Below are 24,622 nucleotides of genomic sequence, written 5' to 3'. Positions count from 1 at the left end.
CTAATTTCTATTGAGTATCTTTTTTAGGATAACCTTCTTCATCTAGGTCATCTCTCAGGTCTTCATCTGTTCGGCCTAAAATTTTATCTTCCATGTTTAAATTTACACTTTCGCCTGTTTCATCTATATGCATAGCGTTCTCCTCCAACTCATCATGTATTAAAGCATCATTATCATCATATTCATCTCCTACATAAGGATTGGCTTCATCGTAGCTTGAATCGTCATTTACCGCTCCTGTTGAAACCGTATCATAATCTAAGGGATGTCGATATGTATCATCAGTACTTTCAGTATCGTACTCAAAACTTTGCTTCTCTTCATTAAAAGCCAGATTATCTATATCCTGCGATGCGCGAAGCTCATCATGCAATTTATCTTTTGCATCTTTGTTTGCTTTGTTATCCATGTCTCTACTCTTTTCGTTTAAAACGACTTAAAGCATTCTTTTGTTTTTAAAAGATATTAAGTTAAATTAACTAAAAATATAGTTTAATGAAACGCTTATATCCATACTTAATTATAATAGCCACAAGTGTATTTTATATAGCGTTTATCCCGTATATTTTTGGTGATAACGATTTAATAAAAATTAAAGGTAGTCTTCTCAAGACAAACAGCTATACCCGATTCGAAAAAAATAACAACAAGGATTCTACCAAATATGCTTGTTTAAGTTTCATATTAAAGAACAGTAATAAGTACTATCTCTTAAAATTAGATATCACTAATGTATATCAAGGTTTCAATATTTTGCAGGGTGTTAATTCAGATATGCATTACGCAGGTATAATTTACGTCTGGATCAAAAAATCAGATTTTAATAAGGTAAAGCCAAAAGTGTACCGCATTAGTGCAGATGACAAGATTGTTTATGAACGTATAAACAAACCTTTTAACTTTTCGGTATTCATATTTATTTACATCATTGCTCTTCTTCTAGGTTTTATCATTTCAAGACTTATCTTACTAAAACAAAACTATAAAAACACAAAAAAAGTCCGGTCATTTTAATTTACCCGAACTAGACAAAGCTGCATTAAAGATTTTATATAATAAATCAATTAAGGCAGGTATGAACAAAAAGCAAATAGAAGATTTATTAATCGTATATGTAAATGTTAAAATCCTGTGTAGTTTTAATGCTTTTTCTATTGTTTCATTTTTCCCTATCTGAAATGATCTGTTATTCTTCTCTTGTCTTCACTTTCCTTATCGTTCTTATGATACAATTCAATGAACGTAATTTTCTTTTCCTCAGGAAAATGAGCATAAATTAATCTCAATCCCGAATTTATCCCTTTTCCTTTTAACGCCTTACAAGCTATTTTCTTAACCTTTATGATACAGGTTTCTAAACCTAAGTTATCGATACGAAAACTAAATGGAGGTCTTTCATCCGGAGTAACTTCCAACACTTGTTTTACGACCTCTAAATCATCATTTAGTGTTCTGTATTTTTTTAAAAGGTATTTCAGATCTTTTTTAAACTCGATTAATTCGTTAAAGGTCATTACGCTTCAATTTAATCACCATAGTTTCTTACAGAAAAAGGAGCATCCCTATAAAAAGCCAATTCATAATTTATTTCCTCTCCTTCTTTTGAAGCCAGCCAAGGCATATCCTTATGAGAATAGTCGCTGATCGAAGCAGCAGACCAGTCGCTCATCTGTTCAACAACCTTATCGATGACTTCCTTTTCACTTGCCAGTAGGTCAGTCAAATCAGCTTTCTCTAATGGCAAATAACGTGTTTGGATAAAATCATGGTACTTTGTTTTTACCTTTTGTAATTGTCCATCCTCAATCATTTGTAAAATAATAGCATCTAAATTTTGTGGCACAGGTCCATAAGGCAGTTTTCGATATTTAGCCCCGGTTAGATGTTCTTCATACAATTCATAATAATTGAAATCAGAAAAATAGAGCAATTTGTAAAGAACCGTTTCACCAACATTGGGCTTGCCTGCACATCGTTCAAGGATATATAACAAAACATTTTTAAACTTATTGATCTGTAAGGTTGGCACGGAAACACGTTCTTCTACTTCTTTCTTTACTTTCTTTTCTTCTTGTACACCAACAACTTCCTTTATAAGAAAATCCTTAGACATAAAATCATCAACTGAAAATTTCAAGATCATTGACAGTTTTTGCAATTCAAGAACATCAAGACTTCTGTTTCCCAACTCAATTTGAGCTAAAACCGGACGGGAAACTTCAATGCTCTTGGCCAAATCTTCCTGAGACAAGCCTTTCGCTTTACGAAGGGCAGCTATTCTCTGACCAATTACGCTTTTCGACAATTCTAAACTCATATTCACTTCTGTTTCGGTATTATTCTACAAAGATAACATTTGCTTCAAAATAAAACAATATATTGTTACAAAACAAAACATATATCTCACGCTCTTTATGGTAGTAGCTAGCTTATTTTGATAAAGTTTCTTTATGGGTGAAAGCGAATAAGCATAATCAAAAAACATAAAAAAAGTCCGGCCATTTTAAAATAACCGGACTTTAACTAACAGCTAATTTCTGTTAAAAATTAGCTAAAGCATTATTTAATGTTTCACTTGGTCGCATTGCTTTGCTGGCCAATGTATTATCAGGATTATAATAACCTCCAATGTTTTGAGGTTTTCCTTGTGCACCTATTAATTCATCATTAATTTTAGCTTCATTATCGCCCAAAGAACTGGCTAAAGTTGAGAACTTACCTGCTAATTCTTGGTTTTTAGTTTGTGCAGCTAGAGCTTCTGCCCAATATAAAGCCAGGTAATAATGAGAACCACGATTATCAATCTGCCCTACTTTACGTGCTGGCGATTTATCATTAGCCAGGAATTTTTCAGTAGCCACATCAAGAGTCTCAGCTAATACCTGCGCTTTAGGATTATTTTGAGTTTGTGCTAAATGTTCTAACGATGCTCCCAAAGCCAGGAACTCACCTAATGAATCCCAACGTAAGTAGCCTTCCTGTAAGAATTGCTCGATGTGCTTAGGTGCAGAACCTCCTGCTCCGGTTTCAAACAATCCTCCTCCATTCATTAAAGGAACGATAGATAACATTTTAGCAGAAGTGCCTAATTCTAAAATAGGAAACAAATCTGTTAGGTAATCACGCAATACGTTACCTGTAACAGAAATAGTGTCTTCGCCTTTTCTGATTCTTTCTAGTGAAAATTTACAAGCTTCTATTGGTGAAAGAATACGGATATCTAAACCTTTGGTATCAAAATCAGGTAAATATTTGTTCACTTTTTTAATAATCTCTCTGTCATGCGCTCTGTTTTCATCTAACCAGAACACAGCCGGTGTATTTGATAAACGAGCTCTGTTAACAGCCAGTTTTACCCAATCTTGTATTGGCGCATCTTTAGTTTGGCACATACGGAAAATATCTCCTGCCTCAACCTGCTGCTCCATTAATACATTTCCGTTAGCCTCTGTTACACGAATAACGCCATTGGCAACTGCCTGGAAAGTTTTATCATGTGATCCATACTCCTCAGCCTTTTGCGCCATTAAACCAACGTTAGGCACAGAACCCATTGTACGTGGATCTAAAGCTCCGTTAGCTTTGCAATCATCAATTACTGCAGTATAAATACCAGCATAGCAACGATCCGGAATAATAGCAATGGTATCTTGTTGTTTACCTTCTGCATTCCACATTTGCCCTGAAGTACGGATCATAGCCGGCATAGATGCATCTACGATCACATCAGAAGGAACATGGAGGTTGGTAATTCCTTTATCAGAATTTACCATAGCCAAAGCAGGTCCGTTTGCAATTACTGCTTCAATGGCCGATTTTACTTCCGTTTCTTGCGGTGTACCTGCAATTTTAGCATAAACCTCACCTAAACCATTATTTTTGTTGATTCCTAAAGACTTGAATAATTCACCATATTTAGCAAAAACATCAGCAAAATATACCTCTACAATAGCTCCAAAAATAATAGGATCCGAAACTTTCATCATCGTAGCTTTAAGATGAGCCGACAATAAAACACCTTCTGCTTTTGCTTCTTCTTTTGCTTTAGCAACAAAAGTTTTTAACGCTGCCAAATTCATTACAGAAGAATCGATCACTTCGCCTGCTTTAAGATTTGCCAAACCTTTAAGTTCGGTAACTGTACCATTTTCTGCAACAAACTCTATTTTAAATTGGGTAGCATTTTCAACAGTCAGAGATTTTTCTGATCCGTAAAAATCACCTTTGTCCATAGAGGCTACTTTTGTTTTTGATTGTGCAGACCAAGCTCCCATTGAATGCGGGTTTGCTTTTGCATAATTCTTAACCGCTTTTGGTGCTCTACGATCTGAATTACCTTCGCGTAAAACCGGGTTAACAGCCGAACCTAAAACTTTTGCATATTTTGCTTTGATTGCTTTTTCTTCTTCTGTCTGAGCTTCATCCGGATAAGCTGGTAAAGCAAAACCCTGTGCCTGCAATTCGGCAATTGCAGCTTTTAACTGAGGAATAGAAGCCGAAATATTAGGAAGTTTGATAATGTTAGCTTCTGGAGTAGTAGCTAAATTGCCAAGCTCTGTTAAAGCATCTCCAATTTTCTGACTGTCATTTAAAAACTCAGGAAAGTTAGCTAAAATTCTCCCGGCCAGGGATATATCCCTAAGTTCTACCTCTATATCAGCACAAGCTGTAAAAGCCTGTATAATAGGCAATAGAGAATAGGTTGCCAGCATTGGAGCTTCGTCTGTTTTAGTATAGAAAATTTTTGATGAATTTGACATTTGTTATTTATGGTATTAAACGTTAAAGAATTAGCGCTAAACTTTTAGCAGCTTATATTAAAACTCGCTAAAGATAAAATAAAGCAATTAAATTTAGGGCATATTAGCATCATAATTACAGTAAAATTAATCCATTATTAATGTAGCCAAAACACTAAATGCTTTTTTGGCATAAAGCTTGTCAACTTGTGGGAATACAAAAGTTTTTGTTGAAATACTTAAAAATTTAACCATTTAATAGCTTATTTACCACATTTCTTTACTAACTTAAAACCCTGAAAACTTTAGCTTATGAGTAGCAACAAAGAAAATTTTACCCAAAAAATAAAAGCTTCTTATGCACCTTCTGGTGAGTTCATTTATTTAGGCGCAGGTATTCTTGATGGCGAAGTAATTGCTGAGGCAGAAATCAATCTGCCCTTACGTATGATGAACCGTCATGGACTGGTTGCCGGAGCAACCGGAACCGGAAAAACCCGTACTTTACAGCTTTTAGCAGAGCAACTTTCTGATGCTGGCGTACCTGTTTTTATGCTTGATGTTAAGGGAGATCTATCGGGTTTAAACCAGGAAGGCTCTTCTAATCCTAAGCTTGAAGATCGTGCCACACAGTTGAATAAACCTTTTACACCTAGTAGTTACCCTGTTGAACTATATTCTCTAAGTGGTAAACTTGGCGCGCAGATGCGGGCAACGGTAACAGAGTTTGGCCCAATCTTATTAGCTAAAATTCTCGAATTAAATGATACGCAAACAGGTGTTTTGGCTGTTATTTTTAAATATGCAGATGACAATCAAATGCCTGTTGTTGATTTAGGCGACCTTAAAAAATTACTTTCCTATTTATCTGAAGGTGATGGCGCAGCCGAAATAAAAGCCAGTTATGGTTCTATATCTCCTGCTACGGCAAGTACTATTTTACGTAAAATCGTAGCAATCGAACAACAGGGCCTGGGCGCTATGTTTGGCGAAAAATCTTTTGATATAGATGATTTATTTAACAAAGTTGATGGAAAAGGTCTGATCAGTCTATTGAACATATCAGATGTTCAGAATCAGCCTGTTCTCTATTCAACTTTCTTATTAAGTCTTTTGGCAGAAATCTTCCAGTCGATGCCTGAAGTAGGTGATTTGGATAAACCTAAATTGGTATTTTTCTTTGATGAGGCCCACTTGTTATTTAACGGTGCCTCAAAAGCATTCTTAGATCAGGTAAACACCATTATTCGATTGATCAGGTCTAAAGGTATCGGTGTATTTTTCTGTACCCAATCACCTATAGATGTTCCTGAGAGTGTTCTGGCCCAATTAGGTAATCGTGTACAACATGCTTTACGTGCTTTTACGCCAAATGATGTTGATGCACTTAAAAAAACCGTTAATACTTACCCACACTCAGAATTCTATCAGATAGATAAGGTATTAACTTCTTTAGGTACAGGTCAGGCATTAATCACAGTATTGAATGAAAAAGGTGCACCTACCGAAGTTTCTGCAACTATGCTGGCTTCACCTAAATCTATAATGGGTCCTATGACCAGTGCAGATTGTGAAAAGCTTTTCATGGCCAGTCCACTTTATAAAAAATACCAGGAAAAAATAGATCCGGTAAGTGCTTTTGAAATTTTAACAGATAAAATCAATCAGAAACAGGCAGAAGACAATCAGATCAAAGCCCAGCAGGAAGAAGCAAAACGCGAAGAACAGGAAAGCAAACGTAAACCGGGCGAAAAAACATTTATTGAACAGGTTATGAATTCTACAATGACACGTCAGATAGGTCGTGAAATTGTAAGAGGAATATTCGGTATGCTTACGGGTAAAAAACCAAGAAGCTAAGCAATATTACAAATCAAACTAATTAACGAATTTTAAATTATTATATCTTTTAATGAAACCCACCTTATTAATTTTAGCTGCGGGAATGGCCAGCAGGTATGGTAGCATGAAACAAATTGATGGTTTTGGCCCCAATAATGAAACTATTATAGATTATTCTATTTACGATGCCATCAAAGCAGGCTTTGGTAAAGTTGTATTTATCATTAAAGAAGAATTTGCAGATAGTTTTAAAGAACGTTTTAATGCTAAATTAAATGGAAAAATAGAGGTTGATTATGTTTTTCAGAATTTTGATCTGAAACAATTCGGCATTGACGAAGAAATTTATAGAGAAAAACCATGGGGAACCGCCCACGCCATACTCTCTGCACGAAATGTAATCAAAGAACCTTTTTGTGTAATCAATGCAGATGATTTTTATGGTTATGATTCATTTAAAAAAATGATGACATTTTTAACCACTGAAGCCAATGACGAGAATTATGCAATCATCGGTTATCAGTTAGGCAAGACCTTATCTGAATATGGATCAGTATCAAGAGGTGTATGTGAGGTAGATCAGGCCCAAAACCTGACCAATATTACCGAACGTACAAAAATCTACAAAAAAGACGCTGCTATCGTTTTTGAAGAAAATGAAACAGAAACCCCTCTTACATTTGACACACCTGTATCTATGAATTTTTGGGGATTTACACCTGCTGTTTTTAAAACAACCGAAGAACTATTCAGGGCTTTTGCTATCGAAAACAAAGATAAACCTAAGGCTGAATTCTTTATTCCTTTAATCGGTGAAAATCTAATCAAAACAGATGCAGCCAAATTTAAAGTAATTCCAACCAACAGTCAGTGGTTTGGCGTTACCTATAAAGAAGATAAACCTTTAGTGCAGGAAAGTATCAACAAATTAATTAATAACGGCGAATACCCTACCAGTTTATGGAGTTAGAAATTGCTGAAAATATTTTAAAAGAATACGGATTTTCTACAGCTGATGTACAAATCCATCAAATAGGTTCTGGACACATCAACAGAACCTATTTACTTAGTACCTCTGATCAAAAATATATCCTTCAGAATATCAATCCTGAAGTCTTTAAACAACCCGAAGCAATAGCGCACAATATTAGTGTTGTTGCCCAATATCTACATACGCATTATCCCGAGTATCTTTTCCCTTCTTCTATAAAAACAGCACAAGATCAGGAAATGGTTCAATATGAAAATGAATATTGGCGTTTAATGCCTTATGTACCTCATACTGTAGCTTTAGATACATTAAGTGATCCTAAACAGGCCTACGAAGCAGCAAAGCAATTTGGGAAATTAAGCAGATTACTTAATCATTTTGATAGCAGCCAACTTCAGCTTACCATACCAGGTTTTCATGATCTCGAATTAAGGTATGTGCAGTTCACGCAGGCTTTAGATCTTGCTCCTACTTTCTTAAAGCAAAGTTGTGAAAAAGAAATTGAGCAGGCCCTTCATCATCATTATATCCTAAATTATTTCAATTCATATCAAAACAATCCCGATTTTCAGGATAGGGTTATGCACCACGATACCAAGATCAGCAATGTTCTGCTTGATGCGCAAACTTTTAATGGTGTATGTGTAATAGATTTGGATACGCTTATGCCAGGGAAATTTATTTCTGATCTGGGAGATATGATGCGAACTTATCTATGCGCTTTTTCTGAGAATGAAACCGATCTAGATAAAATCAATATCAGATTACCTTATTTTTCAGCAATGATAGAAGGTTATTTATCAGAAATGAAAGACATTTTAACTTCTGTAGAGAAAGAATTAATCTTATTTAGTGGCAAGTATATTATCTATATGCAGGCACTCAGATTTTTAACCGATTATTTAAACGGAAACATTTATTATCCGATAAAATATGCTACACAAAATTTAGACAGAGCGAAAAATCAATTCAGGCTTTTACACGAACTGAATATTAATGAAAAAGAATTACAAGATATTATAGAAAGTTATCTAATATAAATACAAAATGTCGCAAGCCGGTAACGAATTAAAAAAAGAGTTCCAAATCGAAAGGATGATCCTATTTACAGATGCTGTTTTTGCCATCGCCATTACCCTTTTAATTATAGAAATCAAATCGCCTGAAGTTCACAAGGGCATGACCATCGCCGAAATGGCAGATCAGCTACTAATACTAACTCCTAAATTTATTGGCTTTTTTATCAGCTTTTTTGTTATTGCCATTTATTGGCGTTCACATCATCGTCTTTTTTCTTTTGTAAAAGACTACGACGACAAACTAATCTGGCAAAATTTCGCTTTTTTATTTTCAATTATTTTAATGCCTTTTAGTTCTGCATATTATAGTGATAATACCAGTTACAGCTTACCTTTTTGGTTTTACTCGTTTAATATCGCTTTAACGGGCTTTTTAAATTACCGGATGCTTGCCTATATTATTAAACACAAAGGAAGAATTTCAAATGGATTTGATGATCTAAAAGCACGGCAACTGGCCCGTTCACGAACCTTGATTGTACCTGTAATCTTTCTTTTAGGCGCTCTTATTGATATGGTATTACCTAAACAAAATGGCTTAAATATGCTGAGCAGGTTTACTCCGGCTCTGATATGGCCGGCCATTTTTATGCTCAACCACTATTTTGGTAAAGCAAACCACTTAGAGTATCATGAAAAGCCTAAAACACGGCACAGGAAATAGAAAAGTTGCATTTAACTAAATAAAAAAGCCCCAGTGATATCACCGGGGGCTTTTTTATTCTCTTAGAAACAGTTATGATTACTTCTTATCGTCATCTTTAACTTCTTCAAAATCTACGTCGGTTACGCTATCACCACTTCCTTGTTGAGGCTCTGCCTGAGAAGCATCACCCTGAGGTTGCTGAGCATCCTGTCCGGCTTTATACATTTCTTCAGAAGCTGCATTCCATGCATTTTGTAATTCAGTTTGTGCCGCTTCGATATCTGCAAAATTACGGGCTGCATGTGCATCTTTTAATTTTTTCAAACCTTCTTCAATCGGAGCTTTTTTATCAGCAGATAACTTATCTCCAAACTCTTTCAATTGTTTTTCGGTTGAGAAAATCAATGCATCAGCGCTGTTTATTTTATCTGCTTCTTCTTTAGCTTTAGCATCTGCTTCAGCATTTGCTTCAGCTTCTTGTTTCATTTTCTGAATCTCCGCATCAGTTAAACCTGAAGAAGCTTCGATACGGATTTTTTGTTCTTTGCCAGTAGCTTTATCTTTTGCACTTACATGTAAAATACCGTTAGCATCGATATCAAAAGCCACTTCAATTTGAGGCACACCGCGAGGTGCTGGTGGAATACCATCTAACATGAAACGTCCAATTGTACGGTTTTGAGCTGCCATCGGACGCTCACCTTGTAAAATATGGATCTCTACAGAAGGTTGGTTATCAGCCGCAGTAGAGAAAGTTTCTGTTTTTTTAGTTGGGATAGTTGTATTAGCCTCGATTAATTTAGTCATTACACCACCCATAGTTTCAATACCTAATGAAAGTGGGGTAACATCTAACAATAACACATCTTTAACATCTCCTGTTAATACGCCACCTTGAATAGCTGCGCCAATAGCAACAACCTCATCAGGGTTTACACCTTTAGAAGGCTCTTTTCCAAAGAAGTTTTTAACTGCTTCCTGTATAGCAGGAATACGGGTAGAACCACCTACTAAAATAATTTCATCAATATCACCAACTGATAAACCTGCATTTTTTAATGCTGATTTACAAGGATCTATAGTACGTTTAACTAGATCAGATACCAATTGCTCAAATTTGGCTCTGCTTAAAGTTCTAACCAAGTGTTTTGGACCGCTGGCATCAGCAGTGATGTAAGGTAAATTGATTTCTGTAGAAGTAGTGCTTGAAAGCTCAATTTTAGCTTTTTCAGCAGCTTCTTTTAAACGTTGTAACGCCATAGGATCTTTATGTAAATCCATGCCGTTCTCGTTTTTAAATTCTTCTGCCAACCACTCGATAATTACATGGTCAAAGTCGTCACCACCTAAGTGTGTATCACCATCAGTTGATTTTACTTCAAAAACGCCATCACCTAATTCTAACACTGATACGTCATGTGTACCACCACCACAGTCAAACACCACAATTTTCATGTCTTTATGGGCCTTATCTAAGCCGTAAGCCAAAGCTGCTGCTGTAGGCTCATTGATGATACGTTTTACTTGTAATCCGGCAATTTCTCCGGCTTCTTTAGTTGCCTGACGTTGGGCATCATTAAAATATGCAGGAACGGTAATTACAGCTTCTGTTACTTCCTGACCTAAGAAATCTTCGGCAGTTTTCTTCATCTTCTGTAAAATCATTGCTGAAATTTCCTGAGGTGTATATTTACGGTCATCAATTTCAACACGAGGAGTATTATTATCTCCTTTTACAACTTTATAAGGAACGCGAGAAATTTCTTTCTCAACTTCAGCATAGCTGCTTCCCATAAAGCGTTTAATAGAATATATAGTTTTAGTTGGGTTTGTAATTGCCTGGCGTTTTGCAGGCTCCCCAACTTTACGCTCGCCATTTTCTGCAAAAGCAACAATAGATGGCGTTGTACGTTTACCTTCTGCGTTAGCAATAACAACAGGTTCGTTACCCTCCATTACTGCAACACAAGAGTTTGTTGTACCTAAGTCAATACCAATTATTTTTCCCATATGATTTTAATATTTTTTACTTTTTATTGATTGTTATACAAGATTAACAAGCAATGTGCCAATTGGGTTTTGGCAGATTTTCAGTCAAAAACCCTGTTAAAATGTAAAATTTGACTTATTAACAAATGACAGCTTGGCAGAAATTAAAAGAGCAGTAGAGCTATAATTTGTGTAAAAAATAAAGAAACAATAGTTACCTTTAAAAGTGATGAATCTTAAATTACTGCTACTTTTCTTAAATATTTGGGCATCTCCAACAGCCATTAAAAGTGAAAAGCTTGAAGAAGCTTATATCTTTTGCAAGAAAAACCAATTAGATACAGCCATTTGCATCATGGTAGATATGAGCATTCCTTCAGGGAAGAACAGATTATTTGTTTACGATTTTAAACAAAAGAAAGTTATCATTTCGGGTTTATGTGCACATGGAGTTGGTGGTGGTAGTACTCCTACAAAACCTGTTTTTAGTAACAAAGTAGGTAGTAATTGCACGTCTTTAGGGAAGTATAAGGTAAATAACAGAGCTTATAGTAACTGGGGTATTAACATCCACTACAAAATGTATGGTTTGGAAAAAACGAATAGCAATGCTTTTAAACGAATAGTCGTACTACATTCTTACACTCCGGTTCCAAACTATGAAATCCATCCACAAACTTTATTCGGCCAAAGTGCAGGTTGTCCGGTCATATCGGATGATACCATGTCAAAAATCGACAAATTACTTATTAGAAAAAGAAAAGCGGTCCTACTTTGGATATATAATTAAAGTCCCAATAAACGTTCTAAATGATGATAACCTATACCAAAATAAGCCTTTGTTGCTTTAATCTTCTGCAAGATCTCATCTTTAGTTTTGATATTTTGGTTTTTAGTCTTAATTCCTACTATCAATACATTTTTAGGCGTATGCACGTCAGATACAAATTCAAAAACCTTTGTTTTATAACCAAAGTACTCGAGAATTAAAGCACGTAAACCATCAGTAACCATTTCAGACTGTCTTTCCAAAAATATACCATGCTTGGTTAGAAAGTTTAACTCGTTTTTTGCCTTACCCTTTTCTATTTCTCTACGTATTTGCTTGTGACAGCAAGGGGCAACTACAATCAAATCAGCACTGGTTTTTATACCTTTATAAATAGCATCGTCAGTGGCCGTATCGCAGGCGTGCAGAGCAATCAGTAAATTTATATTGGAACTATGATAGTTTTCAATAGTCCCCTGCACAAAAGAAAGTTGGTTAAAGCCTGCATTAATGGCAATATCATTACATAAATCAACCATATCCTTTCTAAACTCTACTCCAGTTACCTTAGCCTTTTGTTGATGGTTCAATAAATAATCATATAATGCAAAGGTTAAATAACCTTTTCCTGACCCCATATCCACTACATTTTTAATTGTTCCAAGTGGAAATTCCTTAATCAAGCTACTTAAGATCTCAATGTACTGATTAATCTGTCGATACTTGTCTTGCGCATTTTTAAAAACATTACCTTCCTTGCCTGTAAGTCCTAAAGCCTGTAAATAGCTGCTTTTTCTTTCAATCATCCGCTTCTTTTCTTTATCATGGGATAAGCTGGCCGTAAGAACTTTATCTAAAATTTTATTTCTGATCTTAAAAAGATACTTGTTATTGTATTCTCCTATGATTTCTTCCTGTAAAGTAAATATAGTAGCTATTCTGAAACCATTTTGCAGATAATCGGCTATTAAATTTACACCTTCATTCAGATCATAATTCTTAACGATATCTTTTGTTTTATAACGATAAGTAAAAGACAATTTCTCTATCTTCTTAATCAAAACTGGTTTAACATAGATATTTTTAAGATAATCTTCTTGGCCTTTATAATTTCCTAGCGACAGCTTAACAAAATGCTTATTAGCTAGAGCCTGTTCAAGCTGTTGTATAAAGGATATCAAATTAGGGTCATTTGTCATATTAAATACAAAATTGGTCATTCGCTTCTTTAAAAGCAAAAGCCCCTTAGTAAAACTAAAGGGCTTTTTTGTATAAAAATTTTTCTACTAATAGCTGAAAAATTATTTTGCTTCTTCCTCAGTAGCATCAGCTGCAGGAGCTTCTTCAACAGCAGGAGTTTCTTCAACTTTTGCTTCAGCAACAGGGGCATCAGCTTTTTTTGCTGTAGATTTGCTTCTACCTCTACGAGTAGTTTTCTTCTCTTCTGTTGAAGCATTTTTACCGTAAACTTCGTTGTAATCAACAAGTTCGATTAAAGCCATTTCAGCATTATCACCTAAACGATTGTTTAATTTGATGATACGGGTGTAACCACCTGGGCGGTTTGCAACTTTAGCTGCTACATCACGGAACAATTCTGTTACTACTTCTTTGTCTTGTAAGTAAGCAAAAACTGTACGACGTGAGTGAGTAGTATCGTTTTTAGATTTTGTAATGATCGGCTCTACATAAACACGTAAAGCTTTTGCTTTAGCTAATGTAGTAGTAATTCTTTTGTGTTTAATTAACGAAGAGGCCATGTTTGCTAACATCGCTTTTCTGTGCGATGCAGTTCTGCCTAAATGGTTAACTTTTTTTCCGTGTCTCATTTTTTAATTTTTAAAGTGCATACCGTCTCTTTGAACTTAATCTGAGGGAATTATGCACAGTGAATATTGAATTGTTTATATTCTAAGCCTTAAGATGCAGTTTCACAACCGTAAGCTTAAAGCTTTAAATTCCTTTACAGGAACTTAATTTTATTCTTCGTCTAACTTATATTTAGAAAGGTTCATTCCAAACGATAATTGTTTAGATTTAACCAGTTCCTGAATTTCAGTTAAAGATTTCTTACCAAAGTTTCTGAATTTTAACATATCAGCAACATCATAAGAAACAAGATCAGCTAAAGTACGGATATCAGCTGCTTTTAAGCAGTTTAATGCACGTACAGAAAGATCTAAATCAACTAATTCTGTTTTAAGGATTTTACGCATATGTAAGATTTCCTCATCAACTTCTTTAGTCTCTTCTTTAGCTTGAGATTCTAACACTAAATTCTCATCAGAGAATAGCATAAAGTGTTGTATCAAAATTTTAGCTGCCTCTTTTAAAGCTTCTTCAGGGTGAATAGAACCGTCTGTAGAAATATCTAAGATTAATTTCTCGTAGTCCGTTTTTTGTTCAACACGATAGTTTTCAATCGTATATTTAACGTTCTTCATTGGCGTGAAGATCGAATCGATAGCGATCACACCTACTACAGAATCATTAACTTTATTTTCTTCTGCAGGAACATAACCACGTCCTTTATTGATAGTTAATTCTACCTCTAAAGTAACTGATTTTTCCATATTGCAAACCACTAATTCAGGATTTAAAACCTCAAAATTATTTGAGAATTTAGTGATATCACCGGCCAAAAACTGCTCCTGGCCATTAATTACGATAAACACTTTTTCTGAATCACCTGATTCACCTACTTTTTTAAAACGAACTTGTTTTAAGTTAAGGATAATCTCAGTTAAATCTTCAACTACACCTTTAATTGTAGAAAACTCATGTGAAACGCCTGAAAAACGAATGCTTGTAATAGCAAAACCTTCTAATGAAGAAAGTAAAATTCTTCTTAGGGCATTACCAATTGTTACACCGAAACCGGGCTCTAAAGGACGAAATTCAAATTGACCATCGAAATCAGTTGATTTCTGCATGATTACCTTATCTGGTTTCTGAAATGCTAAAATTGCCATTTATAATGTTTTTAGATCGTTTATTAATGTTGTGTAACTAAAAAAGTTAAAGCCTTTACAGGCTTTAACCAATATGATTACTTAGAGTACAACTCTACTATAAGGTTTTCCTTAATGTTTTCTGGTATCTCATCACGGTTAGGGTAATTTAAAAATTTACCGCTTAACTCGCTAGCGTTCCACTCTAACCAAGTGTGTTTGTTGATCGCTTTACCACCTACTGAGTTTGTAATTGCTTCTAATGATTTAGATTTCTCACGAACAGCAATCACATCTCCAGATTTTAATTGATATGAGGGAATGTTTACAACTTCACCGTTAACTGTAATGTGCTTATGGCTAACTAATTGACGAGCACCAGAACGGCTAGGCGCAATACCTAATCTGTAAACTGTATTGTCTAAACGTGCTTCTAATAATTTCAACAAGTTATCACCTGTGATACCTTGACGAGCTGAAGCTCTTGTAAATAAGTTACGGAATTGTTTTTCTAATACACCATAAGTATATTTTACTTTTTGTTTTTCCTGTAACTGAATAGCGTATTCAGATTGTTTTCCTCTTCTTTTAGAAGCGCCATGTTGGCCTGGAGGATAATTTTTTCTTTCTAATACTTTATCAGGACCAAAAATAGGTTCTCTGAATTTACGGGCGATTTTGGACTTTGGTCCGGTATATCTTGCCATTTGTTGTTGATTTTAAAGTATCATCCCAACGCATTGGGAGACTCTTAGCTTTAAAAAATTAATTGATTAAACTCTTCTCTTTTTAGGAGGACGACATCCGTTGTGAGGAAGTGGAGTAATATCTTTAATAGATGTCACTTCTAATCCTGCAACTTGTAAAGTTCTGATAGCAGATTCACGACCTGAACCAGGACCTTTTACAAATACTTCAACTTTACGTAAACCTAAATCATAAGCTACTTTACCACAATCCTGAGCAGCTTGTCCTGCAGCATATGGAGTGTTCTTTTTAGAACCTTTAAAACCCATTTTACCTGCAGAAGACCATGAGATGGTTTGCCCATTGTTATTAGTTAAAGTAACAATGATGTTGTTGAACGTAGCATTAATATGCGCCTGACCAACAGGTTCAATATTAACAATACGTTTTTTTGTAACTTTTTTACTTTTAGCCATTTTTTCTTTTAGATTTTAGATATGAGAAGTGAGATTTGAGAATTTCGCATCTCGGCACTCTATATCTTAATTTTCTTTTTCTATTCCAAATCTGAGCAGATTAAAAGATATGAACTCATATCTCAAATCTATCATCTCAAATCTATCTACTATTTAGATGCTTTTTTCTTGTTAGCAACTGTTTTTCTCTTTCCTTTACGTGTACGAGAGTTGTTTTTAGTACGTTGACCACGAGAAGGTAAACCTTTTCTGTGACGTAAACCTCTGTAACAGCCAATATCCATTAAACGTTTAATGTTCAATTGAACTTCCGAACGTAAAGCACCTTCAACTTTGATAGTGTCATTAATGATAGTACGGATAGCAGCCAACTCATCATCAGACCATTCCTGTACTTTTTTATCAAGGCTGATACCCGCCTGAGTTAATATACTTTGAGCAGTTGATCTACCTATACCATAGATATAGGTTAATCCAATCTCGCCTCTTTTGTTTCTTGGTAAATCAATACCTGAAATCCTTGCCATATTTATAAATTGTTTTTAAATGAACGACCGAACGGCGGGCCACCGTTGTACGGAATTTCGTTCCAAATGTTTTAATTATCCCTGACGTTGCTTGTATTTAGGGTTTTTCTTGTTGATAACGTAAAGTTTTCCTTTACGACGAATAACCTTGCAATCAGCGCTACGTTTTTTAATTGATGACCTAACTTTCATTTTATTTGTATCTATAAGTGATTCTTCCTTTCGTTAAATCGTAAGGAGACATCTCTAATTTAACTTTATCACCAGGTAAAATTTTAATGTAGTGCATTCTCATTTTACCCGAAATGTGCGCAATTATCTCATGTCCATTTTCAAGTTCTACCCTAAACATGGCATTAGATAATGCTTCTTTTATTACTCCGTCTTGTTCAATTGAGGCTTGTTTAGCCATATAATCTTGATTTTTACTTAATTAGCTTCTACACAACAAGGCTGCAAAATTAAGTAAAAATTTTTATTTTTTTACTTTTTTTCTTTTAAAACTTCTTCAATCAGAGAAAAAGATGATAAAACGTCTGCTTTGCCTTTTTTTACTGCCACTGTGTGCTCAAAATGAGCAGAAGGGCGGTTATCTTTAGAGGTTACGGTCCAACCATCAGCCCAGAATTTAACCGCTGCAGTACCAGCATTAATCATTGGTTCAATGGCAATTACCATTCCTTCTTCCAATTTAATACCACTACCTCTGCGGCCATAATTTGGCACTTCCGGTTTTTCGTGCAGTTTTACCCCCACACCATGTCCTACTAATTCTCTTACTACACCAAAACCATGTTGTTCCGCATGATATTGTACAGCAAATCCTATATCTCCAATTCGCATACCAACCACAGCTTTCTCAATGGCTAATGCCAAACACTCTTGTGTTACTTTGCATAACTTTTGCTTTTCTTCGTTAATTTCTCCGATTGCAAAAGTGTATGCAGAATCACCGTAGTAATTATTTTTAATTACCCCACAATCAACAGATATTAGATCTCCCTCTTTAATTACATAGTCATTTGGAAAACCGTGTACTACCTGCTCGTTAGGTGAAATACATAAAGAATTGGGAAAACCACCATAATTTAAGAAAGCTGGCACTGCGCCATGATCTTGTATGAACTCATATGCCAGCTTATCTAATGATAGTGTTGTTATTCCTGGTTTAATTACTTTAGCAACTTCTGCCAAAGTTTTTGAAACCAAAAGCGAACTTTCTCTAATTAATTCAATCTCTTCCTGAGACTTGTAATGAATTTTAGACATTCCTGATTTATAATGCAGCGCCTGTGGTTCCAGTAGCAGCAGGGATTCCTGTACGGCCAGTTACACGACCTGTTTTCATTAAACCATCATAGTGGCGCATTAACAGATAACTTTCTATTTGTTGTAAAGTATCTAAAACAACACCTACTAAAATCAATAACGAAGTTCCTCCAAAGAAATGTGCAAATTCTTGCTGAACACCTACTTTAATAGCTAAAGAAGGTAATATTGCAATAATTGCAAGAAATAATGCTCCCGGGAAAGTAATTTTAGAAATCACCTCATCAATGAAATTCGAAGTAGCCAGACCTGGTTTAATACCCGGGATAAAGCCTCCGTTCTTCTTCATATCATCCGACATTTGCATAGGGTTAACTGTTATAGCAGTATAGAAAAATGTAAATGCTATAATTAAAAATGCGAATGTTAAATTATAAGTCAATGAAGTAATATCTACATATTGGTGTAACCAGCTATCTTGTAGCTTAGGAAATACGCCTATTAATGCACTTGGAACAAACATTAAAGCCTGTGCAAAAATAATCGGCATTACACCTGCAGCATTCACTTTTAAAGGAATGTACTGTCTTACGCCACCAACTTGTCTGTTACCTACTACCCTTTTTGCATATTGTACAGGAACTTTACGCACACCTTGAACGATAAGAATAGTAAACATCACTACAGCATATAATGCTACAATTTCTAATACTAATCTTATCAAACCTCCATCATTACCGGCAAATACAGAGTTAACCTCTTGTTGAATTGCCAATGGCAAACGGGCAATAATACCCACCATGATAATTAACGATGTTCCGTTTCCTATACCTTTATCTGTAATTTTTTCACCCAACCACATTACAAATAATGTACCTGCGGTTAATACAAAAGCAGATATGATATAGAAAGTAGCAGGATCTATCACGATTGCGTTTTGGGGAACCTGTGTTTTTACATAACCAATTGCCTGAACAATTGTAATGGCTACTGTTAAATAACGTGTATACTGTGTTAATTTCTTTCTACCACTCTCACCTTCTTTTTGCATTTTTTGAAAAGAAGGAACTGCAATACCCAACAACTGAACCACGATAGATGCAGAAATATAAGGCATAACACCCAATGCTACAATTGATGCTTTTGAAAATGCACCACCTGCAAACATATCTAACAGGCCTAAAAGACCAGATTTTTCAGTATGTGCTAATTGATTTGGATCTACCCCTGGTAGTACTACCTGACAAACCACGCGATAGATGATAAGAATCGAAAGCGTAAATAAAATACGCTTCTTCAATTCTTCTATTTTCCAAATATTACTTAAAGTAGTAAATAGCTTCTTCATTTAATTTATTACAGTTTTACGATTGAGCCTCCGGCAGCTTCAATAGCTTTTTGTGCACTTGCAGAAAAAGCATGAGCTGTTACATTTAATTTTGCTTTAACTTCACCACGACCTAAAATTTTTACTAAATCGTTTTTAGAAGCTAAACCATGCTGTTGCAATGTAGCAAAATCAATTGTATTTAAGCTAAATTTTTCTGCTAAACCTTGTAATACATCTAAATTGATACCAACGTATTCAACACGGTTAATAGGTTTAAAACCAACTTTAGGTACACGACGTTGTAAAGGCATTTGACCACCTTCGAAACCTACTTTTGTAGATGTACCAGAACGTGAACCAGCACCCTTATGTCCGCGGGTTGAAGTACCACCACGTCCAGAACCTTGACCACGACCTATTCTTTTGTTAGTTTTAACAGAACCTTTTGCAGGTTTTAAATTACTTAAGTTCATTTTAAAAAAATTGTGTTGTCCCTTCGCTCTCACTAATCAGGAAACAACGTTAAACAAATAAAAATCTGTTTACCTCAAAAGGCAAACAGATCTTATAATAATTAAATAGATTCAATAGCTACTAAGTGATTAACTTTTCTTACCATCCCAATAATGGCAGCATTAGCCTCAACCTCTACACTTTGGTTTAATTTAGTTAAACCTAAAGCTTTCATGGTTCTTTTTTGGCGTTCGCTTCTATCGATCACGCTTTTTATTTGGGTAATTTTAATTTTAGCCATGATATTATCCGTTAAAAACTTTGTTTAAATCCACACCGCGGTTTTGAGCTACTGTATAAGCATCACGCATTTTAGTTAATGCATCAACAGTTGCTTTTACCACGTTGTGTGGGTTTGATGAACCTTTTGACTTTGCCAATACATTGTGTATACCGGCACTTTCTAATACAGCACGCATTGCACCACCAGCAATTACTCCGGTACCTTCTGCAGCTGGTTTTACCAAAACAAAACCTCCAGAGAATTTACCGATTTGCTCATGAGGTACGGTGCCATTTAAAATTGGAACTTTAACCAAGTTCTTTTTAGCATCATCCACACCTTTAGCAATTGCTTCGGTAACCTCTTTAGCTTTACCTAAACCGTAACCTACAACGCCGTTTTCATCACCTACAACTACGATAGCTGAAAAGCTGAAAGTACGACCTCCTTTGGTTACTTTAGCAACACGCTGTATGCTAACTAAACGATCTTTTAATTCAATTTCGCTAGTTTTTACTCTTTTTATATTGATAGTTGACATTATCTCTTATTTAATGATTAAAACACTAGACCACCTTCGCGGGCACCTTCTGCCAACGATTTAACACGTCCATGGTACAAGTAACCATTTCTGTCGAAAACAACTTCTTTAACACCAGCAGCGATTGCCTTTTCAGCAACCAACTTACCTACTGCTACAGATTGTTCGATTTTGGTTCCTTTAGCACTGAAATCTTTAGATAAAGATGATGCCGAAGCTATTGTGTTACCAGTTTCATCGTTAATGATTTGAGCATAAATACCTTTATTGCTTCTATAAACTGATAAACGTGGACGGTTTTCAGAACCAGTAAGTCTTTTTCTGATACCTTTTTTAATACGCTCTCTGCGTGATAATTTTTTTCCTGCCATTTTAATTATTTTTTAGAAGCTGATTTACCTGCTTTTCTTCTTAACACTTCACCAACAAACTTGATACCTTTACCTTTGTATGGCTCTGGTGCACGTAACGAACGGATTTTCGCTGCTACCTGACCTAGTAATTGTTTGTCGATACCTTCTAACACAATTTTAGGGTTTTGACCTTTCTCTGATACAGTAGTTACTTTAACTTCTTGAGGTAACTGGAACACATAGTGGTGAGAATAACCTAATACTAAATCTAAGGTTTGACCTTGATTTGAAGCACGGTAACCAACACCTACTAATTCTTGCTCAATTTTGTAACCACTTGTAACGCCAACAACCATGTTGTTGATTAAAGAACGATAAAGACCGTGTAAGGCTTTATGTCTTTTTTGATCTGACGGACGAACTACTGTTAAAACACCTTCTTCTTGAGAAATAGTGATATCGCCTTCTAAAACTTGGTTTAACTCTCCTTTAGGACCTTTTACAGTAACCACATTATCTTTTGATAAAGTAACGGTAACACCTGCTGGAATGTTAATTGGGTTTTTTCCTATTCTTGACATTGTACTGATCTCCTTTAATTAATAAACGTGACACAATACCTCACCGCCAATGTTTAATTTGGCTGCTTCTTTATCAGTCATTACACCTTTAGAAGTAGATAAGATTGCGATACCTAAACCATTTAATACTCTTGGCATGTTTTCTACACCAGCATATTGTCTTAAACCTGGTTTACTGATACGGGTTAAAGTACGGATTGCTGGAACTTTAGTAATAGCGTTATATTTTAACGCGATTTTAATTACGCCTTGAGCTGTAGTGTCTTCAAACTTGTAGTTTGCGATGTAACCTTTGTCAAAAAGAACCTTAGTAATTTCTTTTTTAAGGTTAGAAGCGGGAACTTCTACGATTCTGTGATTTGCTTTAATAGCATTTCTCAATCTTGTAAGATAGTCCGCTATTGGATCTGTATTCATTATAATTGAGTTGTGATAGTGGTATCCGTACGCGTCACCCGACTTCTGGACCTGCTATCGGTTAATATTCTGTTTTGCTGCTATATGTCAATGAGCCATAAGCTGTAAGGGCTGCAAAAATACAACTTACAACTTATAACTCAAAAACTTATATAGAATTATTGCTTACCAGCTAGCTTTTCTAACTCCCGGTATCTTACCTTCTAAAGCCATTTCACGAAATGTTACCCTTGAGATACCAAAAGTACGCATATAACCGCGAGGACGACCTGTTAACTTGCAACGGTTGTGTAAACGCACAGCCGAAGAGTTTTTAGGTAATTTATCTAATGCTTCATAATCGCCGGCCGCTTTTAATGCTGCACGTTTCTCAGCATATTTAGCTACCAATTTTTGGCGTTTAATTTCGCGAGCTTTTACTCCTTCTTTTGCCATTATTGTTCTGCTTTTTGATTTTTAAATGGTAATCCAAATTGTTTTAAAAGTTCCAATGCCTCAACATCGTTGGTAGCTGAAGTTACAAAAGTAATATCCATACCTAAAATCTTGTTGATTTTATCGATGTTGATCTCAGGGAAAATGATTTGTTCTGTAACGCCTAAAGTATAATTACCTTTTCCGTCAAAGCCTTTATCATTGATACCTTTAAAATCACGGATACGAGGCAAAGCCACAGCAATTAATCTATCTAAGAACTCATACATGTTGTTGTCACGTAAAGTTACACGTACACCAATTGGCATACCTTTACGTAATTTAAAGTTAGAGATATCTTTTTTAGATTTTGCAGGTACAGCCTGTTGTCCGGCTATGGTTGATAATTCTGCAATAGCGCTGTCAATAACTTTTTTATCAGCTACTGAAAAACGACCTACACCTTGGTTGATAGAGATTTTTTTCAACTTAGGCACTTGCATGGCAGATTTGTAGTTGAACTTTTCTTTAAGAGCGCCTACAATCTCCTCTTTATATTTGCTTTTTAATCTTGGTACGTATGCCATTATTTAATTTCCTCCCCTGAAATTTTAGCAACTCTAACTAATTTTCCGTCGGCATTTAATTTACGGCCAACACGAGTAGTTTTACCAGATTTTGGATCAACCAACTGAACGTTTGAAATATGAAGAGCAGCTTCTTTTTTAATTATACCGCCGTTAGGTGCGGCAGCACTTGGCTTAGTGTGTTTTGATACAAGGTTTACACCTTCTACCACCACTCTGCTTTTAGATACAAGTACTTCTTGTACTTTACCTTGTTGTCCTTTAGAATCACCTGCAATTACTTTTACAAGGTCTCCTTTACGGATCTTTAATTTTGCCGGTTTGTTAACTTTGTTTCCCATTTTATAATACCTCCGGTGCTAATGATACAATTTTCATGAATTGTTTTTCACGCAGTTCTCTTGCTACCGGGCCAAAGATACGTGTGCCACGAGGCTCATCTTGGTTGTTTAACAACACGGCTGCATTGTCGTCAAAACGAATGTATGAACCATCTTTACGACGGATTTCTTTTTTCGTTCTTACAACAACTGCTTTAGAAACAGTTCCTTTTTTAATGTTACCAGAAGGCAATGCGCTTTTTACGGTTACAACAACTTTGTCACCAATCGAAGCATATCTTTTGCCGGTTCCACCAAGTACACGGATAACCAATACTTGTTTTGCGCCGCTATTATCGGCTACGTTTAATCTTGATTCCTGTTGTACCATCTTATTTAGCTCTTTCTAAAATTTGTACTAATCTCCAGTTCTTGTTTTTACTCAGCGGACGAGTTTCCATGATTAATACTGTATCTCCGATACCGCATTCGTTTTTCTCGTCATGAGCCATAAATTTGGTAGTTTTCTTAACGAACTTACCATAAATCGGGTGTTTCACTTTACGCTCTACCGCTACAACAACAGATTTATCCATCTTATTGCTTACTACCAACCCGGTTCTCGTTTTTCTTAATTGTCTTTCCATTTCGACTCTAAAGTTATTTAGTTTCAGTAGCTGACTGAGCTTTTTTAACGCTAGTCAATTCAGTGTTTAATCGAGCTATTTCCTTTCTGATCGCTTTAATACGACTAGGATTTTCAATAGCCGAAATTGTATGCGCAAATTTTAATTTAGTTAAATTTTGCTTTTCTTCTGCAATCTTAGCTACTAGTTCTTCTTGAGAAAGCCCTTTGATTTCTGAGTTTTTCATTTTATTAAATTTTATGTTAGGTCTAGCGGTTGTAATAACAAGTTACTTACAACATTGATCCTAATCCTATTTTATGCTTCTACGTAATCTCTACGTACTACAAATTTTGTTTGAACTGGTAATTTTTGAGCAGCAAGTCTTAATGCTTCTTTAGCAATTGCCAATGGCACGCCTTCTGCTTCAAAAATGATACGTCCGGGTCTAACAACGGCAACCCAATATTCTGGAGCACCTTTACCTTTACCCATACGTACTTCAGCAGGTTTTTTAGTTACCGGTTTATCCGGAAAAATTCTAATCCAAACCTGACCTTCACGTTTCATATAACGAGTTACTGCAATACGGGCAGCCTCTATCTGACGACTTGTAATCCAAGTTGCCTCTAAAGACTTAATCCCGAAAGACCCGAATGATAATTCTGAACCACGAGTGGCCAGGCCTTTCATTCTGCCTTTTTGCATCTTTCTGAACTTGGTTCTTTTTGGCTGTAACATCTTATTTTATT

At 35.5% G+C, this 24,622-nt stretch carries 33 protein-coding genes; 5 read left to right on the top strand and 28 right to left on the bottom strand.

The annotated features are described in order from the left end of the window. Positions 1-7 precede the first annotated feature (7 nt). From MMF97_RS06185 to MMF97_RS06170, 4 genes are all read right to left on the bottom strand, one after another. Positions 8-409, bottom strand: coding sequence for a hypothetical protein (locus MMF97_RS06185; RefSeq protein ID WP_243360626.1), 402 nt, complete (start codon positions 407-409; stop codon positions 8-10). Positions 410-1,169: 760 nt separating this feature from the next. Continuing rightward, positions 1,170-1,514 carry a hypothetical protein gene (locus MMF97_RS06180; RefSeq protein WP_243360625.1) on the bottom strand — a complete coding sequence of 115 codons (345 nt, stop codon included), beginning with the start codon at positions 1,512-1,514 and terminating at the stop codon, positions 1,170-1,172. Positions 1,515-1,525: 11 nt separating this feature from the next. Next, positions 1,526-2,317 carry a type II toxin-antitoxin system antitoxin SocA domain-containing protein gene (locus MMF97_RS06175; protein ID WP_243360622.1) on the bottom strand — a complete coding sequence of 264 codons (792 nt, stop codon included), beginning with the start codon at positions 2,315-2,317 and terminating at the stop codon, positions 1,526-1,528. 223 nt (positions 2,318-2,540) lie between these two features. After that, complete coding sequence (locus tag MMF97_RS06170; protein WP_243360620.1) at positions 2,541-4,760, bottom strand: NADP-dependent isocitrate dehydrogenase; 2,220 nt, start codon at positions 4,758-4,760, stop codon at positions 2,541-2,543. Between the two features lie 291 nt (positions 4,761-5,051). Between MMF97_RS06170 and MMF97_RS06165 the strand changes: the two genes are divergently transcribed. Genes MMF97_RS06165 through MMF97_RS06150 form a run of 4 tightly spaced genes read left to right on the top strand, consistent with a single transcriptional unit; the run spans position 5,052 to position 9,315 of the window. After that, positions 5,052-6,599: a helicase HerA-like domain-containing protein gene (locus MMF97_RS06165; RefSeq protein WP_243360618.1), complete on the top strand. Its 1,548-nt coding sequence runs from the start codon at positions 5,052-5,054 to the stop codon at positions 6,597-6,599. Positions 6,600-6,651: 52 nt separating this feature from the next. Further along, positions 6,652-7,551 carry a nucleotidyltransferase family protein gene (locus MMF97_RS06160; protein WP_243360616.1) on the top strand — a complete coding sequence of 300 codons (900 nt, stop codon included), beginning with the start codon at positions 6,652-6,654 and terminating at the stop codon, positions 7,549-7,551. Continuing rightward, positions 7,542-8,612 (top strand): phosphotransferase enzyme family protein, encoded by a 1,071-nt coding sequence (locus MMF97_RS06155; RefSeq protein WP_243360614.1) that lies wholly within the window; start codon positions 7,542-7,544, stop codon positions 8,610-8,612. The genes MMF97_RS06160 and MMF97_RS06155 overlap by 10 nt, the downstream gene beginning before the upstream one ends. 7 nt (positions 8,613-8,619) lie before the next feature. Further along, on the top strand, positions 8,620-9,315 hold the full coding sequence (locus MMF97_RS06150; protein WP_243360611.1) for a TMEM175 family protein: 696 nt from the start codon (positions 8,620-8,622) through the stop codon (positions 9,313-9,315). 78 nt (positions 9,316-9,393) lie between these two features. Here MMF97_RS06150 and dnaK read toward each other — a convergent pair whose 3' ends face one another. Further along, entirely contained in the window at positions 9,394-11,307 is a 1,914-nt protein-coding gene (dnaK, locus tag MMF97_RS06145) for a molecular chaperone DnaK (RefSeq protein ID WP_243360609.1), read from the bottom strand. Between the two features lie 208 nt (positions 11,308-11,515). Between dnaK and MMF97_RS06140 the strand changes: the two genes are divergently transcribed. Further along, on the top strand, positions 11,516-12,076 hold the full coding sequence (locus MMF97_RS06140) for a murein L,D-transpeptidase catalytic domain-containing protein (protein WP_243360608.1): 561 nt from the start codon (positions 11,516-11,518) through the stop codon (positions 12,074-12,076). Here MMF97_RS06140 and MMF97_RS06135 read toward each other — a convergent pair. From MMF97_RS06135 to rplP, 23 genes are all read right to left on the bottom strand, one after another. Further along, positions 12,073-13,275, bottom strand: a complete 1,203-nt coding sequence (locus MMF97_RS06135; RefSeq protein ID WP_243360606.1) for a class I SAM-dependent methyltransferase — start codon at positions 13,273-13,275, stop codon at positions 12,073-12,075. The two genes, MMF97_RS06140 and MMF97_RS06135, sit on opposite strands and share 4 nt — an antisense overlap. A gap of 81 nt (positions 13,276-13,356) precedes the next feature. After that, entirely contained in the window at positions 13,357-13,884 is a 528-nt protein-coding gene (gene rplQ, locus MMF97_RS06130) for a 50S ribosomal protein L17 (RefSeq protein ID WP_243360604.1), read from the bottom strand. Positions 13,885-14,034: 150 nt separating this feature from the next. Next, positions 14,035-15,027 carry a DNA-directed RNA polymerase subunit alpha gene (locus tag MMF97_RS06125; protein WP_243360602.1) on the bottom strand — a complete coding sequence of 331 codons (993 nt, stop codon included), beginning with the start codon at positions 15,025-15,027 and terminating at the stop codon, positions 14,035-14,037. A gap of 77 nt (positions 15,028-15,104) precedes the next feature. Beyond that, positions 15,105-15,713 carry a 30S ribosomal protein S4 gene (gene rpsD, locus MMF97_RS06120; protein ID WP_243360600.1) on the bottom strand — a complete coding sequence of 203 codons (609 nt, stop codon included), beginning with the start codon at positions 15,711-15,713 and terminating at the stop codon, positions 15,105-15,107. Positions 15,714-15,779: 66 nt separating this feature from the next. Then, positions 15,780-16,169 (bottom strand): 30S ribosomal protein S11, encoded by a 390-nt coding sequence (gene rpsK, locus MMF97_RS06115; protein WP_243360598.1) that lies wholly within the window; start codon positions 16,167-16,169, stop codon positions 15,780-15,782. A 149-nt stretch (positions 16,170-16,318) separates the two neighbouring features. After that, complete coding sequence (gene rpsM / locus MMF97_RS06110; protein ID WP_243360595.1) at positions 16,319-16,696, bottom strand: 30S ribosomal protein S13; 378 nt, start codon at positions 16,694-16,696, stop codon at positions 16,319-16,321. Between the two features lie 75 nt (positions 16,697-16,771). Further along, entirely contained in the window at positions 16,772-16,888 is a 117-nt protein-coding gene (gene rpmJ / locus MMF97_RS06105) for a 50S ribosomal protein L36 (protein ID WP_107214554.1), read from the bottom strand. A gap of 1 nt (position 16,889) precedes the next feature. Continuing rightward, positions 16,890-17,108, bottom strand: a complete 219-nt coding sequence (gene infA / locus MMF97_RS06100; RefSeq protein WP_079643278.1) for a translation initiation factor IF-1 — start codon at positions 17,106-17,108, stop codon at positions 16,890-16,892. A gap of 71 nt (positions 17,109-17,179) precedes the next feature. Further along, entirely contained in the window at positions 17,180-17,965 is a 786-nt protein-coding gene (map, locus tag MMF97_RS06095; protein WP_243360593.1) for a type I methionyl aminopeptidase, read from the bottom strand. Positions 17,966-17,972: 7 nt separating this feature from the next. Further along, a complete protein-coding gene (secY, locus tag MMF97_RS06090; protein ID WP_243360592.1) occupies positions 17,973-19,313 on the bottom strand; it encodes a preprotein translocase subunit SecY in 1,341 nt (446 codons plus the stop codon). Between the two features lie 8 nt (positions 19,314-19,321). Continuing rightward, a complete protein-coding gene (rplO, locus tag MMF97_RS06085; protein ID WP_243360590.1) occupies positions 19,322-19,768 on the bottom strand; it encodes a 50S ribosomal protein L15 in 447 nt (148 codons plus the stop codon). 101 nt (positions 19,769-19,869) lie between these two features. After that, positions 19,870-20,049, bottom strand: coding sequence for a 50S ribosomal protein L30 (gene rpmD, locus MMF97_RS06080; protein ID WP_243360588.1), 180 nt, complete (start codon positions 20,047-20,049; stop codon positions 19,870-19,872). A 4-nt stretch (positions 20,050-20,053) separates the two neighbouring features. After that, positions 20,054-20,572, bottom strand: coding sequence for a 30S ribosomal protein S5 (rpsE, locus tag MMF97_RS06075; RefSeq protein ID WP_243360586.1), 519 nt, complete (start codon positions 20,570-20,572; stop codon positions 20,054-20,056). Positions 20,573-20,589: 17 nt separating this feature from the next. After that, positions 20,590-20,943, bottom strand: coding sequence for a 50S ribosomal protein L18 (gene rplR / locus MMF97_RS06070; protein ID WP_243360584.1), 354 nt, complete (start codon positions 20,941-20,943; stop codon positions 20,590-20,592). 5 nt (positions 20,944-20,948) lie between these two features. Then, complete coding sequence (rplF, locus tag MMF97_RS06065; protein ID WP_243360582.1) at positions 20,949-21,506, bottom strand: 50S ribosomal protein L6; 558 nt, start codon at positions 21,504-21,506, stop codon at positions 20,949-20,951. 18 nt (positions 21,507-21,524) lie between these two features. Further along, complete coding sequence (gene rpsH / locus MMF97_RS06060) at positions 21,525-21,923, bottom strand: 30S ribosomal protein S8 (RefSeq protein ID WP_262916093.1); 399 nt, start codon at positions 21,921-21,923, stop codon at positions 21,525-21,527. Between the two features lie 165 nt (positions 21,924-22,088). Next, entirely contained in the window at positions 22,089-22,358 is a 270-nt protein-coding gene (gene rpsN / locus MMF97_RS06055; protein WP_243360580.1) for a 30S ribosomal protein S14, read from the bottom strand. Further along, on the bottom strand, positions 22,358-22,924 hold the full coding sequence (rplE, locus tag MMF97_RS06050) for a 50S ribosomal protein L5 (protein WP_243360578.1): 567 nt from the start codon (positions 22,922-22,924) through the stop codon (positions 22,358-22,360). The genes rpsN and rplE overlap by 1 nt, the downstream gene beginning before the upstream one ends. Beyond that, positions 22,924-23,265, bottom strand: a complete 342-nt coding sequence (gene rplX / locus MMF97_RS06045) for a 50S ribosomal protein L24 (RefSeq protein WP_243360576.1) — start codon at positions 23,263-23,265, stop codon at positions 22,924-22,926. The genes rplE and rplX overlap by 1 nt, the downstream gene beginning before the upstream one ends. Position 23,266: 1 nt before the next feature. After that, positions 23,267-23,635 (bottom strand): 50S ribosomal protein L14, encoded by a 369-nt coding sequence (gene rplN, locus MMF97_RS06040; protein WP_199132375.1) that lies wholly within the window; start codon positions 23,633-23,635, stop codon positions 23,267-23,269. 1 nt (position 23,636) lies between these two features. Then, the gene (gene rpsQ, locus MMF97_RS06035) at positions 23,637-23,891 is read right to left on the bottom strand and encodes a 30S ribosomal protein S17 (RefSeq protein ID WP_113638059.1); all 255 of its coding nucleotides are present in this window, start codon (positions 23,889-23,891) and stop codon (positions 23,637-23,639) included. Between the two features lie 13 nt (positions 23,892-23,904). Beyond that, entirely contained in the window at positions 23,905-24,117 is a 213-nt protein-coding gene (gene rpmC / locus MMF97_RS06030; protein WP_243360575.1) for a 50S ribosomal protein L29, read from the bottom strand. A 71-nt stretch (positions 24,118-24,188) separates the two neighbouring features. Next, a complete protein-coding gene (rplP, locus tag MMF97_RS06025) occupies positions 24,189-24,611 on the bottom strand; it encodes a 50S ribosomal protein L16 (RefSeq protein ID WP_243360573.1) in 423 nt (140 codons plus the stop codon). Positions 24,612-24,622 lie beyond the last annotated feature (11 nt).

Origin of the sequence: Pedobacter montanisoli (genome assembly GCF_022809115.1) — a bacterium.
GTDB lineage: Bacteria > Bacteroidota > Bacteroidia > Sphingobacteriales > Sphingobacteriaceae > Pedobacter > Pedobacter montanisoli.
This window is presented reverse-complemented; position numbering and strand designations above follow the sequence as displayed.